The organism is Ochrobactrum sp. MYb379, from assembly GCF_037479515.1.
Classification (GTDB): Bacteria; Pseudomonadota; Alphaproteobacteria; order Rhizobiales; family Rhizobiaceae; genus Brucella.
In genome coordinates this window covers 326,066-342,297 of sequence record NZ_JBBGYW010000002.1, presented here as the reverse complement: position 1 = coordinate 342,297, position 16,232 = coordinate 326,066, and the positions used below count along the sequence as shown (strand labels likewise).

Below are 16,232 nucleotides of genomic sequence, written 5' to 3'. Positions count from 1 at the left end.
CCGACCTTCCGCTTCCATTCTGATTTTGCGCCAGTACATCCGTGGACACATTATCGAATGAATTCCCGATACATGAGCAGATTTAGCATCTGTCCATTTCAGGTTTATGACACTTCCCGGTAAAGTTCCGGTCGTTCAAGCTGCCATCGGCGTTTCAATCGGCGCGGGATTATTATACTCCCAGACTTCGATCAAACACTGCCGCATCAGATCGAGATCAACCGGACCGATCCGGCTCAATACGAGATCCAATTCGTCCGGCTCGACGCCACGATTGAGGAGCTCGACTATTGCTTCGATCAAAACTTTTTTGTCGTCAAATCTATAGCGCTGCATCAAACCTGCTCCGCCAGATGTTCCTTTTTGATACAGTCAGACTACACCAGCATGGTTAACCGAAGCTTACCGTTTTACAAATGCTGTAGATAAAGCGAGACCATACAATTTCAAAAACATCTGCACATGGAAACAAAAAACGTATTACTAAAATACCCCATTATGAAAAATGGTATTAAAATAAGTAATAATTCGCATAGATTACTCCTAGTATGAATAATTACAATAATAAATTATGAAATGAATTAATTTTAGATCATTATATTATAGCAATAAAAACACGCCGATAAAAATATCGGCGTTTTTATTCTTAATTTATAACTGCTATATTCTGATAAATTCAGAATATGCAATCATCACAAATTTATCAGTCAAGACCGACGATCTTGCCGTCTTCCCATTTAAACACATCAAAGCTTGGCGACGAAAGATCGCCCGTTTCGCCATAGGTCAGCTTGCCAATAACAGTTTCGATTGGCTGACCATCGCGAAGGACTTTTGCCACGGCTGCAGCATCATCTGTTGTCCCAGCGCGTTCGATGCCATCTGCGAGAACCTGAACAGCGGCGTATGCATTCATGGTGAATGCTTCAACCGGAATGTTCTTTGCAGTCAATGCATCGACGGCTTCCTTGGAAGCTGGGTTCTTGGTTGCATCAACAGCGTTAGTGAAGAGCGTGCCTTCAGCATTCTTCTGGCCAATTGCCCAGAATTCAGTATTGGAAAGACCTTCACCGCCAAGGATCAGCGCATTCAGACCTGCATCATGAAGCTGACGCGCCAGAAGACCGCCTTCACCATGATAACCGCCGAAGTAAACGACTTCGGTGCCAGCAGCCTTCAGCTTGGATACGAGGGCGCTGAAATCCTTGTCGCCTGGCGTGACGGAATCATACTGAACTTCCGTAACGCCGTCTTTGTTGATTGCAGCCTTAAACGAATCTGCCAGTCCCTTGCCGTAAGCGCCCTTATCATGAACGATAGCGACTTTCTTATCCTTCATGTTCTTGATGAAGTAATCGGCCATAACGTCAGCCTGCTGGTCGTCACGACCGCAAGTACGGAACACTGTTTCCAGACCGCGAGCGGTGAGGTCAGGACCAGTCGCCGTTGGCGTAACCATGAGGACGCCGTTTTCAGCGAAAACATCGGACACCGGAATTGCAACGCCAGTTGTAACCGGACCAACGACAAACTTGACGCCGTCACCAACCAACTGGTTAGCAGCCGAAACGCCCTGCTTTGGTTCGCCGGCATCGTCAGCAAATTTCAGAACGATCTTTTCACCCTTGATGCCGCCCTTTGCATTGATGACTTCAACGGCGGTTTCCGCACCCTTCTTGACCTGATCGCCATAAGCAGCAACCGGACCTGTGAGCGGTGCAACAACACCGACGGTGATGTCCGCATAAGCAGTACCGGCGAAGCCAAGTGTAGCGGCAAAAGCTACGCTGGAAAGAAGCTTGAGGTTCATTCTTTTTCTCCTTTGCGAGGTCTCGTTTTCCCGATGACCTCAGACAACCCATACCGGTCAAATTGCAGCGTCTTTGCGCCGCCGGTTTGCCGGGCCCTCCCTTTTATTTCAATCATACGATTTTAAAGGGTCAATCCAAAAGCACGCCACACCACCCATAAGGGCATCTGAGCCATAATATTATCCGAAATTACTCTCGCACTTTCGGAATCATGCTCAGGAACGGGAGCGAGCTTTCATGATGTAATAAGAATGCATTTCCCGCTTGCGATTGCAAGCGTTCAACTGCCTGCAACTACAACAGAAATACCCCCACCATAATCGGCTAGGTTTATTCCCATTCCTAATCATCTGAGTTCTTTTGAACTGGTCATCAGAACAAGCGAAAATGCTCCATATAGCGGCACACGAAAGGCAGGCTTAACAGGAGACTGAACCTAAGCGAGATCAACAAGATCGCGATAAAGTTCCAAGGCTTCCGGATTTGCCAGCGCCTCGCGATTTTTCACCTCGCGCCCATGCACAATGTCGCGCACGGCAAGTTCAACAATCTTGCCTGACTTGGTGCGTGGAATATCACTGACAGCAACGATCTTCGCTGGCACATGGCGCGGCGTTGCACCGGTGCGGATTTTGGTCTTGATACGCGCTTTTAGATCATCATCGAGCGAGACGCTCTCAGCAAGCCTCACAAAAAGCACCACGCGCACGTCATTGTCCCAATCCTGCCCGATGCAAAGCGCTTCAGCCACTTCTGCCATCTGCTCAACCTGATTGTAGATTTCCGCCGTACCGATACGCACACCGCCCGGATTAAGTGTCGCATCTGAACGACCGTGAATCACGATGCCATCATGTTCGGTCCATTCAGCGAAATCGCCATGGCACCAGATATTGTCAAAGCGGTCAAAATAGGCAGCCTGATATTTGGCGCCTTCGGGATCGTTCCAGAACTCCAAAGGCATACAGGGGAAAGCCTTCGTGCAGACCAGCTCGCCTTTCTCACCGCGCATCGGCTTACCATCATCGCCCCAGACATCGACCGCCATGCCAAGACCAGCGCCCTGAATTTCGCCCTGCCAGACGGGCTCTGTCGGAACACCCAGCACGAAACAGGAGACGATATCAGTACCGCCGGAAATGGAGGCCAGATGCACATCTGGCTTGATCGCTTCATAGACGAAAGCAAAGCCTTCCGGCGATAGCGGCGAGCCAGTCGATGAAACCGTACGCAAAGCAGACAGATCATGGGTTTCGCGCGGGTTCAGCCCGGCTTTCAGCACCGCATCAATGAATTTTGCAGACGTGCCGAAATAGGTCATTTTTTCTGCTGACGCATAGTCAAACAGCACATTGCCATCGGGATAGAATGGTGAGCCATCATAAAGCAGAAGCGTTGCGCCGGACGCAATGCCGGATGCCAGCCAGTTCCACATCATCCAGCCACAGGTCGTGAAATAGAATAAGCGATCGCCGTCGTGAATATCTGCATGCAGACGATGTTCTTTGAGGTGCTGCAACAGCACACCACCAGCCCGGTGAACAATGCATTTCGGAATGCCCGTCGTGCCCGATGAAAACAGAATATACAGCGGGTGATCGAATGGCAGTCGCGCGAACGCGACGTCTTTTGCAGCAAATGATGCAAGGGCTGCATCCAACGCAATGCCATTTGCAGCTTTGGCTGCAACAGTTTCAGCTTCCCCCAGATAGGTCACGATGACCGTGCGCTTGCTGGTTGGAAGTTTCGCCGTCACTTCGGCAATCTTCTCGCTCACATCGATGCGCTTGCCATTGTACCAATAGCCGTCGCAGGCGAAGAACAGTTTTGGCTCAATCTGGCCAAACCGATCCAAAACGCCCTGTGAACCGAAATCTGGCGAGCACGAAGACCAAACCGCACCGATAGACGCTGCTGCCAGCATCAGTGCGATTGCTTCGGGCATATTAGGCATCATGCCTGCAATGCGGTCACCGGGTTTTACACCTTCTGCAAGCATGAATTGCTGAAGTTTTGAGACCAGCGCATGCAGATCATCCCATGTCAGACGGCGCTCGACCTTGTCTTCGCCGCGAAAGATGATTGCTTCGCCCTCGCCCTTATGACGAAGAAGATTTTCTGCGAAATTAAGCTTTGCGTCCGGGAAGAATTTTGCCTCGCGCATGTGGCCACTATCGATCAACGCCGTATCACCGCGCTCGCCAATGACATCACAGAAATCCCAGATCAACGTCCAGAATGCAGCGCGATCTTCGATCGACCAGCGATGCAACGCCTGATAATCTGCAAGCTTCCGCCCTGCGCACTCCTCTGCCTGCACGCGAAAATGTTCAAGCCCGCTCGCTGCAATGCGATTTGCATCAGGTTGCCACAGCGGACGATCATTAGCGGAAACAGTCTTATTCATCATTCCTCCCAGAATTATGTGAGCTGAGATGTTCTCCCCACCCAGCTCCATAGAAGTCTCTAAAAGAGACTCGACTTGGCGTCTATGCTTTTCCTGATCTTAATCAGTTGCACGCAATTCAACACCCGCTAATATCAGCACTTATGCGGATAATGGGCTGGGTCATCAAACTGATAATCATCGGTTTGCAAATTTCAATAATTGCACCGTCGCAGGCAGCGAACACACCATGCAGTGGCAGCAAAGGTGGCATATCGCATTGCCGCGGCGATATTTTCATCTGCAATGATGGCTCAGTCAGCGGCAGCAAAAAATCGTGTCAGGCCGCAATGGGAGCAGTTGGGGATGCAGCCGGTTTAATCAATCCTGCTCAATCGAACATGCAATCTTCATCGAGCAACGAATGCTCGTGCCGCGACGGCTTGTTTTGCACAGGTCCACGCGGTGGAAAATATTGCATCGATGATCGAGGCAAGAAAAGCTATTTAAGGCGCTGATTTCATCGGAAATTTTGGTGGAGCCAAGCGGGATCGAACCGCTGACCTCTTGCATGCCATGCAAGCGCTCTCCCAGCTGAGCTATGGCCCCATCAGACCTCTTGCGAGGTGGGCCAGACAGAAATTTCTGTCCGGTGTGGCGGCTTCTTAAATGGCGTTTGGAAGAAGATCAAGAGCTAAATCGCAACTCTTATCGCATCGGCCAAAAATAATTTGCCGATTATCCAAATGCCATCCACCATGCCGTAAAAGCAACGAGGCGGCTCAATGAGCCGCCTTGTTTCAATCTATCTCGATATCAGAAGATTAGACTTCTTCGTCGTCATCCCCGACGCCGCCGCCGAGAATGCCCGAAACGTCGTCGTCTTCGTCTTCTTCTTCTTCGAGGAAGGTGTCATCGTCGTCATCGCCGAGATCGACATCATCATCCAGATCCGGAAGATCTTCGCCGCCCTTGGCTTCATCGTCCGCATCCTCAAGGGAAACGAATTCTGGCTTTTCGAGTGCGGTATCGACTTCTTCCGCTTCTTCTTCCTGCTCAGCCGCACGGCTTTCCGCTACAGTCGCTTCAAAATACGACCGTGGATAGGAAATGCCGCTGTAAGGCGAAACAATCGGATCGCGATTGAGATCGTAAAATTTCTTACCCGTTTCCGGATCGATGCGCTTGGTTCCAAGTTCAGCTTTTGACACGTTTAGCCTCGTGAGTTGATTTCCCCGTCGCGCTTGCGACGCATGCATGCATTCAGCTCGCCATCAGACTCCTCAACCGTCAATCAGTCGGGAGAAGGCGGAAGACGCGCCTCTGATCTAATTTTGGCGGTGTTGTTTGGTGCATAAACGTAATTTGCAGCTTTTGTCAAAGCCAAAGACTCATTCTGCGCGTTTACAACACCTGAAAATATGCATTGGCGGATGACCAAGCCTTGTTCCTGTGTTACGAAGCTGCCGCTTTGATTAATCCAGCGTGAATAACGCCAAAATGAGACAGTGAAGAATCCATGTCCCATTCCGCTACCCCGAAACCTGCAACCGCCCGCCGTTCAGAGGCTTTGACGGGCGAAATACGCATTCCGGGTGACAAATCCATATCGCATCGTTCCTTCATGTTCGGTGGTCTTGCTGCGGGCGAAACCCGCATCACAGGTCTGCTCGAAGGTGAAGACGTTATCAATACAGGCCGCGCTATGCAGGCCATGGGTGCCAAGATTCGCAAAGACGGCGATATCTGGATCATCAATGGTGTCGGCAATGGCTGTCTTTTACAGCCGGAAGCGCCGCTTGATTTCGGCAATGCCGGAACTGGTGCCCGCCTCACCATGGGTCTTGTCGGTACATACGACATGACCACAACCTTTATCGGTGACGCATCACTGACCTCGCGTCCGATGGGCCGTGTGCTCAATCCGCTGCGCGAGATGGGCGTTCAGGTAAAGGCCGCCGAAGGCGACCGCCTGCCGCTCACACTCACTGGTCCAAAGACTGCAAACCCGATCAGCTATCGTGTGCCAATGGCATCCGCGCAGGTGAAGTCCGCCGTGCTGCTGGCAGGGCTTAACACACCCGGCGTTACAACAGTCATCGAGCCGGTCATGACGCGCGATCACACCGAAAAAATGCTGCAAGGCTTTGGCGCTGATCTCACGGTTGAGACTGACAAGGACGGCGTGCGCCATATCCGTATCGTCGGACAGGGCAAACTGACCGGTCAGACCATCGATGTGCCGGGCGATCCGTCCTCAACCGCCTTCCCGCTTGTTGCCGCTCTGCTGGTTGAAGGCTCGGACGTCACCATTCTCAATGTTCTGATGAACCCGACCCGTACCGGGCTCATTCTCACCTTGCAGGAAATGGGTGCTGACATTGAAATCATCAATCCGCGTCTTGCCGGTGGTGAAGATGTTGCTGATCTTCGTGTGAAATCATCGAAGCTCAAGGGCGTTGTCGTTCCGCCGGAACGTGCACCGTCGATGATCGATGAATATCCGGTTCTAGCGATTGCAGCCTCCTTTGCAGAAGGCGAAACCGTCATGGATGGCCTTGATGAGCTGCGCGTCAAAGAATCAGATCGTCTTGCAGCGGTCGCTCGTGGCCTTGAGGCCAATGGCGTTGATTGCACCGAAGGCGAAATGTCGCTGACGGTTCGCGGTCGTCCAGACGGCAAAGGCCTTGGCGGCGGCACGGTTGCAACCCACCTTGATCACCGCATTGCGATGAGCTTCCTCGTCATGGGTCTGGCCGCGGAAAAGCCGGTCACGGTTGATGACAGTACGATGATCGCCACTTCATTTCCGGAATTCATGACCATGATGCCCGGCCTTGGTGCGAAAATCGAAGTCAGCGAGAAGCAATGACAAGTTTCGTCGTAGCCATCGACGGACCAGCAGCCTCGGGCAAGGGGACCCTTGCCCGGCGCATTGCCATTCATTACGGCATGCCACACCTTGATACCGGATTGACCTATCGTGCAGTCGCGAAAGCCCTACTTGATCAGGGACTGCCGCTTGATGATGAAGCGATAGCTGCGGATGTGGCGCTCAATCTTAATCTGCACGACATGGATAAGGCTGTGCTTTCAGCGCACACCATTGGTGAAGCAGCATCGAAAGTGGCTGTCATGCCTGCCGTGCGCCGTGCGCTTGTTGAAGCACAGCTCAGTTTTGCCAATGCATTGCCTTCAAGTGTTCTTGACGGGCGGGACATTGGAACGGTGGTCTGCCCGCAAGCGCAAATAAAGCTCTTTGTAACGGCATCGCCAGAAGTCCGCGCCCAGCGTCGCTTTGACGAGATTATCGCCAAAGGCGGCACAGCGGATTTTGATGATATTCTCGCTGATCTCAAAAAGCGCGACGAGCGCGACATGAACCGCACGGATTCGCCCCTTAAGCCTGCCGAAGACGCGCACTTGCTAGATACGAGCAAAATGAGTATAGAAGCGGCATTTCTGGCTGCGAAAAAGCTGATTGATCATGCTCTTGCGCAGCACAAGGCATAATATCGGGACAGTTTTACAACTTTCTGATAGAATAATGCCTCTGAAACGCTGAATAATCCGGGTTTTGTTCCTATATAGGGCTCACCCAAACTTATAACCTGACTTCGCGTTCCACGCGCCGGTTGTCTCTAAGAGACGGAGCCGAAGGACAGGCCTAACGCAACTCTAACCCCCGGCGCCGCATCCGATGTTGTTTTATACCGGATGCATCAGGAGTATTTATGTCTGAATTCAATCCCTCCCTCGCAGACTTCGAATCGCTGCTGGCTGAATCCTTTGCCAACAATGACCTTGCAGAAGGTTATGTTGTAAAGGGTCGCATCGTTGCCATCGAAAAAGACATGGCAATCATCGATGCTGGCCTCAAGGTCGAAGGTCGCGTACCGCTGAAGGAATTCGGCGCGAAGGGCAAAGACGGCTCGATGAAGCCGGGCGACGAAGTTGAAGTTTATGTTGAGCGCATCGAAAACGCACTCGGCGAAGCTGTTCTGTCGCGCGAAAAAGCACGTCGTGAAGAAAGCTGGGGCAAGCTCGAGCAGAAGTTCGCAAACAGCGAACGCGTCGACGGCGTCATCTTTAACCAGGTTAAGGGTGGCTTCACCGTTGATCTGGACGGCGCAGTTGCGTTCCTTCCACGTTCGCAGGTCGACATTCGTCCGATCCGCGACGTTACCCCACTTATGCACGTCCCACAGCCTTTCGAAATCCTCAAGATGGACAAGCGTCGCGGCAACATCGTTGTTTCGCGTCGTACCGTTCTTGAAGAAAGCCGTGCGGAACAGCGTTCGGAAATCGTTCAGAACCTTGAAGAAGGTCAGGTTGTTGACGGCGTTGTCAAGAACATCACCGATTACGGTGCGTTCGTTGACCTCGGCGGCATTGACGGCCTTCTGCACGTTACCGACATGGCATGGCGCCGCGTCAACCATCCTTCGGAAATCCTCACAATTGGCCAGTCGGTCAAGGTGCAGATCATCCGTATCAACCAGGATACACATCGTATCTCGCTCGGCATGAAGCAGCTCGAGAACGATCCTTGGGATGGCATTGGTGCGAAGTACCCGATCGGCAAAAAGATCACCGGTACTGTAACCAACATCACCGATTACGGCGCATTTGTCGAAATCGAGCCAGGTATCGAAGGTCTGATCCACGTTTCAGAAATGTCGTGGACCAAGAAGAACGTACACCCAGGCAAGATCCTGTCGACCACGCAGGAAGTCGAAGTTGTTGTGCTCGAAGTTGATCCGGTTAAGCGCCGTATCTCGCTTGGTCTCAAGCAGACTCTCGACAACCCATGGACGACCTTTGCTGACAAGTACCCACAGGGCACAATCGTTGAAGGCGAAGTCAAGAACAAGACCGAATTCGGCCTGTTCATTGGTCTCGACGGCGACGTTGACGGCATGGTTCACCTTTCCGATCTCGACTGGAACCGTCCAGGCGAACAGGTCATCGAAGAATACAACAAGGGCGAAGTTGTTAAGGCCGTTGTTCTCGACGTTGACATCGAAAAGGAACGTATCTCGCTCGGCATCAAGCAGCTTTCCGGCGACAAGGTCGGCGAAGCAGCAGCTTCGGGTGATCTGCGCAAGAACGCCGTTGTAACCTGTGAAGTCACAGCTGTTACCGATGGTGGCCTTGAAGTCCGTCTCGTTGACCACGATCTCGATAGCTTCATCAAGCGTTCGGATCTGTCGCGTGATCGTGACGAACAGCGTCCAGAACGCTTCACCGTTGGCCAGAAAGTTGACGCTCGCGTCATCGCCTTCGACAAGAAGACCCGCAAGCTGCAGGTCTCCATCAAGGCTCTGGAAATCGCTGAAGAAAAAGAAGCAGTTGCTCAGTACGGTTCGACCGACTCAGGCGCTTCGCTCGGCGACATTCTCGCTGCAGCAATGAAGAAGTCGGAAAACAACTAAGTTTTCGACACTTCACTAAATACGAGAAAGCCCGCCATTTGGTGGGCTTTTTCTTTGCTCAAACCATTCTCAAATGCTCGATGCATGACCATGCGATTTTGCCGCTTTGGCAATTCGGGTATCTTTCCCTATCTGATCCGCTTCACTCGTGCATTCATCCAATGCCGGACAATATGTCGATAGATCAGTCCGCGCAGCCAGCCGAATTTTTGCTTATGCAGCGTGTAAAAGTCGTCTGGCGTATCGAACAAGCCAAGATCAGCATTTATTCCGGTGCGTTGTATGTAGGTGTCTTCGCCAGTCCAGTCGACTTGCGGAGAGGACAGGCAGTCTGTTCCAGCGCCATATCCGCAAAGGCTTTCACCATCGCGCCCGAACCTATTTTGCAAAGCCTGCAGAAAAGGGCGATCCAGAATGAAGCCCTCGAGGTTGATCCATCGCCCATTGTGCCAGATTTCAATCCAGCTGTGTAAAATGCTGTCAGGCGCAAGTGCATAGGCAAGTTCCGGCACGACACCACGTTGGAGGTCTTTATGGATCGTGAAGCCATGCAGACGGCAGGGAATGCCAAGGCCGCGCAACAAAGCCATCAACAGAGTGCCTTTCGTGTTGCACTGGCCATAGCCATCGGCCAGCACGGCAGATGCCGTGATGTTGTCGCTGCTGTTATATCCGAACACGATCTCATCACGCACAAAGTCGTACGCCGCACCAACCCTCTCAAAGCTATTGAGATCAAACCAAGCCCTTGAGGTCATCAGCTCCTGAATTGATCCTGAGCTAAAGTCGAGAAGTGACGTTTCTTTGAGGTAGTTCCGATCCATTTCAACATTCCTGTTACGAATTTAAAGCTTCGTAACATCTCTAGTGACTAGAGGATCAAGCGGATTTTTGAATGAAAAATCCGCGCAAACGGAAAGTCAAACAACACCAAGCAAATGGATCAGGCCAAGGCTGATCGCGCCAAGAACCAGCAGCGACAGGATAGCTGCAAGCGTAACGCGCCCACCAGCAGACGCGACCGAGCGCACATCGACACCAAGCCCCAAAGCCGCCATTGAAATGATAGTCAATGCCGTGGATGAAAACTGGATGATTGGGAGAATGGTTTCAGGAATGAGGTGCAGCGAGCGCAGTGCCATCATGCCCAGAAAGCCGATAATGAACCATGGCACGAGTTGCAGAAAGCCGGGTTTTACTTCGGCGTCCTTGTTACCAGCCACTACGGAAAGCGCCAGAATAACCGGACCCAGCATCAGCACACGCACCAGCTTGACTAATGTACCAAGCTGAACGCTGATTGCAGCTACAGGAGCGGTTGCAGCCAGCACCTGCGGCACGGCATAGACGGTCAGTCCCGCCAAAACGCCATATTGCGTAAAAGACATTCCAAGCAGTGGCACCAAAAGCGGCAGCAGCAACACGACAACCACGCCCAGAATGGCGGTAAACGCTATGGAGGCGGCGACGTCTTCGCTATCTGCACCTATGACGGGAGCCGTCGCCGCAATCGCCGAGTTGCCGCAGATAGAATTGCCGCAAGCAACGAGAATGGCCATGCGATGCGGCAGCTTTAACAGCCGCCCAATGCCATAGCTGAAGGTAATAGCCATTACCACCACACAGGCAATGCCGAGGATAAGGCCCGGTCCAGCATCAATCACTGCACTTGCACTGATCGACGCGCCAAGCAACACCACGGCAATTTCCAGCAATAGCTTTGCTGAAAAGCTGATGCCTTTGGCAAATTGCTTACCCGGGCGGAAAATGGTGCGAACGGTTGTTCCGAGAAGAATTGCAAGTACCAAGGCTTCGAGCCATGCTTTGCCGGTATAATGTTCCTCGACTTTTTCCAAGCTGACCGCGACTGCCGATACCGCCAGACTAAGTGCTAGTCCGGGGAGAATGTTCTGGAATTTGGTGACGGTTGCAGTGGTCATTGGAACAGGCATTCATTGCAGGAGAAAGATTTTCCAATCTGATGCGCTTTTTCTTCTGTTCATTCCATCGCATAATATGGCATAATTCATTCGATAAAATCGAACGATTAAAGCTATGACACTGGAACAACTACGCATTTTCATCGAAGTAGCCGAGCGCGAGCACCTCACACGTGCGTCGGAGGCACTCAATCTCACGCCATCGGCGGTGAGTTCGGCCATTCGTACGCTTGAAGATCGCTATGGTGCGATGCTTTTCAACCGGATCGGGCGGCGTATAGAGCTAACCGGCGATGGCCGCATGTTTCTCGATGAAGCGCGAGCGACACTGGCGCGGGCGCAATCCGCAGAACGTATGCTATCCGAGCTTGGCGGCGGCAAACGTGGTATTCTTTCCATCCATGCAAGCCAAACGATTGCGAGCTATTGGCTACCGCCTTATCTGGCACAGTTTCACGCGGCCTACCCTATGATTGATGTCCGCCTGACGCTTGGCAACACCGAAAGCGTGACACAATCGACTGAGGCCGGCTTGGCTGATGTAGGCCTTGTGGAAGGTGCTGTTCAGGCTCCTGCCCTTTCGCTTCGCAAGGTAGGCACCGACAAGCTGATCGTCGTCACAAAGCCAGATCATCAATGGCACGATGCCGGAAAACTCACTTGGGATTCATTGTTTACCGGCCAATGGATATTGCGTGAACATGGATCAGGGACACGCAGCGTGTTCGAAGATGCAGCGCGCGTCGCGGGCTATAATCCCGCGCGTCTGAACATTGCACTTGAACTGCCTTCCAATGAGGCTATTTGCTCGGCGGTTTTATCCGGCAATTACGTCACTGCAATTTCGGAACTGGTCGCAGCCCCGCATCTTGCGGCGGGAACGTTGGTCAAAGCGGATTTTGCACTGCCACAACGCCAGTTTCTGATGCTTTCGCACAATGATCGCTATCAGACGAAAGCGCTCAAATCTTTCGCCGACATGCTGACGAGCGAACCGGACATGTCGCGCACAGGACAACTTCCCGACCGGTAACCGCTGTAGGCTTCACCCACGGGTATATCCCCGCACATCCCGGCCCAACATGTGCGGATCGGGACCGATCCGCACGTCAATCTGGAGGAGGTAGACATGAGCAGGAATAGAGGCGTTGTGTATATGCGCCCGGGTAAAGTGGAAGTTCGTGACATTGATGATCCAGTGTTGAGCGCTCCTGATGGGCGCAAGCTTGATCACGCCGTCATTCTAAAAGTCATCACAACCAATATTTGCGGCTCTGATCAGCACATGGTGCGTGGCCGTACCAGCGCGATGCCGGGGCTTGTGCTTGGCCATGAAATCACTGGCGAAGTGATCGAAAAAGGCAGCGATGTCGAAATGCTCGAAGTCGGCGACATTGTTTCCGTGCCGTTCAACGTCGCCTGTGGGCGCTGCCGCTGCTGCAAATCGCAAGACACCGGCGTGTGCCTGACGGTCAATCCGGCACGCGCAGGCGGTGCTTATGGCTATGTCGATATGGGCGGCTGGATCGGTGGGCAGGCGCGCTATGTCATGGTGCCTTATGCCGATTTCAATCTGCTGAAATTCCCAGACCGGGAACAGGCCATTGAAAAAATCCGCGACCTGACCATGCTGTCGGATATTCTACCCACCGGCTTTCATGGCGCGGTGAAAGCGGGCGTTGGTGTCGGCTCGATTGTCTATGTGGCTGGCGCTGGGCCAGTCGGGCTTGCTGCTGCCGCCTCTGCCCGCATTTTGGGTGCTGCAGTCGTTATGGTGGGTGATTTCAACAAAGAGCGGCTGGAACACGCCCGCAAGGTCGGCTTCGAGCCGATTGATCTTTCGGCCAGCGACCGCCTTGGAGACATGATTGCCGAAGTGACCGGTAGCAATGAAGTGGACAGTGCTATCGACGCGGTGGGCTTTGAAGCACGCGGCCATAGCGGCGGCGAGCAACCGGCCATTGTTCTCAACCAGATGATGGAAATCACTCGCCCCGCAGGGTCTATCGGCATTCCGGGGTTGTATGTGACGGAAGATCCGGGTGCCGTTGACAGTGCCGCTAAGCAGGGAAGTCTCTCGCTGCGCTTTGGTCTTGGCTGGGCAAAGGCTCAATCTTTCCACACGGGCCAGACGCCGGTGGTTAAATATAACCGTCAGCTCATGCAGGCCATCCTGCATGGACGTCTGAACATTGCAGATATCGTCAATGCGCAGGTGATTTCGCTCGAAGATGCGCCGCAAGGCTATGAAAGCTTTGATCAGGGCGTGGCAAAGAAATTCGTGCTCGACCCGCACGGTATGCTGACGAAGGCGGCTTAAATGCTTTGCGCCGGAGCGATTATCTCGCTCCGGCGCAGATTTTAGCGAATGGACTTTACCAGTTCAGGCTGGGTAAAGCATGTTGGTGCCATTCCATTTTTGGACTGCCAGAGACCAATCGAACGACGCGTTTTGAAACCCGGCAGTCCATCCGCCTTGCCGATATCATAACCTTGCGCCTGCATGCGCTTTTGCATCGCCAGAATGTCAGAGCGATACATGGTGCCGACGTTGCCCCATTGGGTTTGAAAATCGCCAGCGCCATAGGCGATACGGTCCCCAATATGGCCAATGAAGAGCGCATAAAGATCGCTCATATTGTAATCTTTGATGACGTAGAAATTCGGTGTCACGATAAAGGCCGGACCATAGCGACCAGCGGGCATCAGTAAAAAGCCCTCGCCGCGCATTTCATTGGCCGGAAATGCCTTGCCGTTTGTGCGAGTGATGCCAAGCTTTGACCACTCAGCAAACGTCTTGCCTTGATCAGGCCCTTCAAGCGAGCACGAGATATTCTGAGGCACATTGACCTCATAGCCCCAGTCGCGCCCTGCCTGCCAGCCGTGGATTTTGAGATAATTGGCGATTGATGCCAGTGTATCCGGCACAGAGTTCCAGATGTCGCGCTTGCCGTCGCCATCAAAATCAACAGCATGTTTGAGATAGGATGTTGGCATGAATTGCGGCTGGCCCAGAGCGCCCGCCCACGAGCTTTTCATCGCGCCATTGGCAATGTAACCGCGCGATGTAATCTCAAGCGCTGCAATCAGCTCCTTGCGGAACATATCCTTGCGGGTTGCCATGAAGGCTTTGGTGCCTAGCACTTCAAAGGCATTGTAAGGAATTTTTACCGTGCCAAAGCCAGACTCGCGCCCCCAAATGGCAACCACAATCCGGCCCGGCACGCCATATTGCTGCTCAATGCTTTTGAGCAGGCTTGCATTCTGACCAAGCCGTGCCTTGCCGCCATTGGTGACGCTACCAACGGTCTTATCGTTGAAATATTTACCCGGAGCACCGAATTCGGCCTGTTTCTGCTCTTTTGGTCCCGTTGGCTTTTCGCCGGGGATAACCAAATCCGGCAGTTTCCAGTTAATGCTAACGCCTGCGAAGGCCTGCTCAAAAACAGGGCGTGAAACGCCGGCGGCTTTTGCCTCCGGCCAAAGGTCTTTTTCAATCCAGTTGCGATACTGACTTTCGATCTGCGCTTTGGAAGGAGCGGCAAAAGAAGATGTTACGAACAGCGATGCAGCGAGACAAAGAGCCGTTGTCAGGCCTTGTTTCCAGAATCCAGCCTTCATAAGCGTCTCCCAAATAGCGTGTCAGAGTGCTGTTCGCGCCCGCAGAGCCGCCGCAAGCGTTCCTTCATCAAGATAATCAAGCTCACCACCCACTGGCACACCATGGGCAAGCCGCGTGACACGAACTTCAAAATTTGTCAGCTGATCGGTGATGTAATGCGCGGTGGTTTGACCTTCGACAGTCGCATTGACTGCAAGAATCACTTCTTTGACGTCGCCTGAGGCCACACGTTCGACCAGTCCCTTGATGTTAAGATCATCAGGCCCGATGCCATCCAATGGCGACAATCGCCCACCCAGCACATGATAACGCACATTCATGGTGCCAGCGCGTTCGAGCGCCCAGAGATCGGACACGTCTTCGACGACAATCAGGATTGCTGGGTCGCGGCGATCATCAGTGCAGATCGTGCAGGGATCAGATGTATCGACATTACCGCAGCACGAGCAGATGCGTACTTTTTCAGCCGCCTCTTGCATGGCACCGCCAAGCGGCACAAGAAGCGCCTCTTTCTTCTTGATCAGGTGCAAAGCCGCACGACGTGCAGAACGTGGTCCCAATCCCGGCACTCGCGCCAGAAGCTGGATCAGACGTTCAATTTCAGGACCGGCGATACGTTTTGACATGCTGCTTTAAAAAGTTAGGGAGTCATAAGGAGATAAAAAGGGGAGCTGAAACGCTCCCCGAACAGTTTTAAAATGGCAGCTTGAAGCCCGGAGGAATTGGCAGACCGGCGGTCAGAGACTGGGTCTTTTCAGCCATTTCAGCTTCGAGCTTCGCCTTGGCATCATTATGAGCTGCGATGATCAGGTCTTCGAGGATTTCGGTATCTTCTTCCTTCATCATCGAAGGATCGATCTTGAGAGACGATAAAGTGCCCTTGCCGGAAAGCGTAACGGTAACAAGACCGCCACCCGAAGAAGCGGTTGCTTCAAGATCAGCGATCTCGTCCTGCATGGCCTTCATTTTGGCCTGCAATTCCTTCGCCTGTTTCATCATGCCCATCATGTCACGCATGGGTTCACTCCATCATTTTTT

15 protein-coding genes and 1 tRNA gene are annotated in these 16,232 nt (G+C 52.7%); 5 read left to right on the top strand and 11 right to left on the bottom strand.

All coding sequences use genetic code 11. The annotated features are described in order from the left end of the window. Positions 1-135: 135 nt before the first annotated feature. The 6 genes from WH356_RS05740 to WH356_RS05715 all read right to left on the bottom strand — a co-directional run bounded on the left by WH356_RS05740 (position 136) and on the right by WH356_RS05715 (position 5,725). The gene (locus tag WH356_RS05740) at positions 136-336 is read right to left on the bottom strand and encodes a hypothetical protein (protein ID WP_310012714.1); all 201 of its coding nucleotides are present in this window, start codon (positions 334-336) and stop codon (positions 136-138) included. A 367-nt stretch (positions 337-703) separates the two neighbouring features. Then, on the bottom strand, positions 704-1,810 hold the full coding sequence (locus WH356_RS05735; RefSeq protein ID WP_339509228.1) for a branched-chain amino acid ABC transporter substrate-binding protein: 1,107 nt from the start codon (positions 1,808-1,810) through the stop codon (positions 704-706). Positions 1,811-2,247: 437 nt separating this feature from the next. Continuing rightward, positions 2,248-4,221 carry an acetoacetate--CoA ligase gene (locus WH356_RS05730; RefSeq protein WP_339509227.1) on the bottom strand — a complete coding sequence of 658 codons (1,974 nt, stop codon included), beginning with the start codon at positions 4,219-4,221 and terminating at the stop codon, positions 2,248-2,250. A 509-nt stretch (positions 4,222-4,730) separates the two neighbouring features. Next, positions 4,731-4,806, bottom strand: a tRNA-Ala gene (locus tag WH356_RS05725). A gap of 215 nt (positions 4,807-5,021) precedes the next feature. Next, positions 5,022-5,408 carry a TIGR02300 family protein gene (locus tag WH356_RS05720; RefSeq protein WP_339509225.1) on the bottom strand — a complete coding sequence of 129 codons (387 nt, stop codon included), beginning with the start codon at positions 5,406-5,408 and terminating at the stop codon, positions 5,022-5,024. Positions 5,409-5,491: 83 nt separating this feature from the next. Further along, positions 5,492-5,725, bottom strand: coding sequence for a hypothetical protein (locus WH356_RS05715; protein WP_339509223.1), 234 nt, complete (start codon positions 5,723-5,725; stop codon positions 5,492-5,494). On the opposite strand from WH356_RS05715, the gene aroA reads away from it, so the two are divergent. The 3 genes from aroA (at position 5,717) to rpsA (ending at position 9,632) form a co-directional block, all read left to right on the top strand. Then, positions 5,717-7,069 carry a 3-phosphoshikimate 1-carboxyvinyltransferase gene (gene aroA, locus WH356_RS05710; protein WP_339509222.1) on the top strand — a complete coding sequence of 451 codons (1,353 nt, stop codon included), beginning with the start codon at positions 5,717-5,719 and terminating at the stop codon, positions 7,067-7,069. The two genes, WH356_RS05715 and aroA, sit on opposite strands and share 9 nt — an antisense overlap. Next, complete coding sequence (gene cmk / locus WH356_RS05705; RefSeq protein ID WP_339509221.1) at positions 7,066-7,710, top strand: (d)CMP kinase; 645 nt, start codon at positions 7,066-7,068, stop codon at positions 7,708-7,710. Before aroA ends, cmk begins: the two co-directional genes overlap by 4 nt. A 221-nt stretch (positions 7,711-7,931) precedes the next feature. Beyond that, positions 7,932-9,632 carry a 30S ribosomal protein S1 gene (rpsA, locus tag WH356_RS05700; RefSeq protein WP_339509220.1) on the top strand — a complete coding sequence of 567 codons (1,701 nt, stop codon included), beginning with the start codon at positions 7,932-7,934 and terminating at the stop codon, positions 9,630-9,632. A 128-nt stretch (positions 9,633-9,760) separates the two neighbouring features. Here the strand turns inward: rpsA and WH356_RS05695 are convergent, their stop codons facing one another. Both WH356_RS05695 and WH356_RS05690 read right to left on the bottom strand, forming a co-directional pair. Then, positions 9,761-10,456 carry a transglutaminase-like domain-containing protein gene (locus tag WH356_RS05695; protein ID WP_339509219.1) on the bottom strand — a complete coding sequence of 232 codons (696 nt, stop codon included), beginning with the start codon at positions 10,454-10,456 and terminating at the stop codon, positions 9,761-9,763. A 96-nt stretch (positions 10,457-10,552) separates the two neighbouring features. Further along, positions 10,553-11,572 (bottom strand): YeiH family protein, encoded by a 1,020-nt coding sequence (locus WH356_RS05690; RefSeq protein ID WP_339509218.1) that lies wholly within the window; start codon positions 11,570-11,572, stop codon positions 10,553-10,555. Positions 11,573-11,687: 115 nt separating this feature from the next. On the opposite strand from WH356_RS05690, the gene WH356_RS05685 reads away from it, so the two are divergent. Together WH356_RS05685 and fdhA are read left to right on the top strand one after the other, a co-directional pair. Next, the gene (locus WH356_RS05685) at positions 11,688-12,605 is read left to right on the top strand and encodes a LysR family transcriptional regulator (RefSeq protein WP_339509216.1); all 918 of its coding nucleotides are present in this window, start codon (positions 11,688-11,690) and stop codon (positions 12,603-12,605) included. 96 nt (positions 12,606-12,701) lie between these two features. After that, positions 12,702-13,892, top strand: coding sequence for a formaldehyde dehydrogenase, glutathione-independent (gene fdhA, locus WH356_RS05680; protein WP_339509214.1), 1,191 nt, complete (start codon positions 12,702-12,704; stop codon positions 13,890-13,892). A 41-nt stretch (positions 13,893-13,933) separates the two neighbouring features. On the opposite strand, the gene WH356_RS05675 is transcribed toward fdhA, so the two are convergent. The 3 genes from WH356_RS05675 to WH356_RS05665 all read right to left on the bottom strand — a co-directional run bounded on the left by WH356_RS05675 (position 13,934) and on the right by WH356_RS05665 (position 16,211). After that, a complete protein-coding gene (locus tag WH356_RS05675) occupies positions 13,934-15,193 on the bottom strand; it encodes a lytic murein transglycosylase (RefSeq protein ID WP_339509212.1) in 1,260 nt (419 codons plus the stop codon). Positions 15,194-15,214: 21 nt separating this feature from the next. Next, positions 15,215-15,820 (bottom strand): recombination mediator RecR, encoded by a 606-nt coding sequence (gene recR / locus WH356_RS05670; RefSeq protein WP_339509210.1) that lies wholly within the window; start codon positions 15,818-15,820, stop codon positions 15,215-15,217. 67 nt (positions 15,821-15,887) lie between these two features. Then, positions 15,888-16,211, bottom strand: a complete 324-nt coding sequence (locus tag WH356_RS05665) for a YbaB/EbfC family nucleoid-associated protein (RefSeq protein WP_094506038.1) — start codon at positions 16,209-16,211, stop codon at positions 15,888-15,890. Positions 16,212-16,232: the final 21 nt, after the last annotated feature.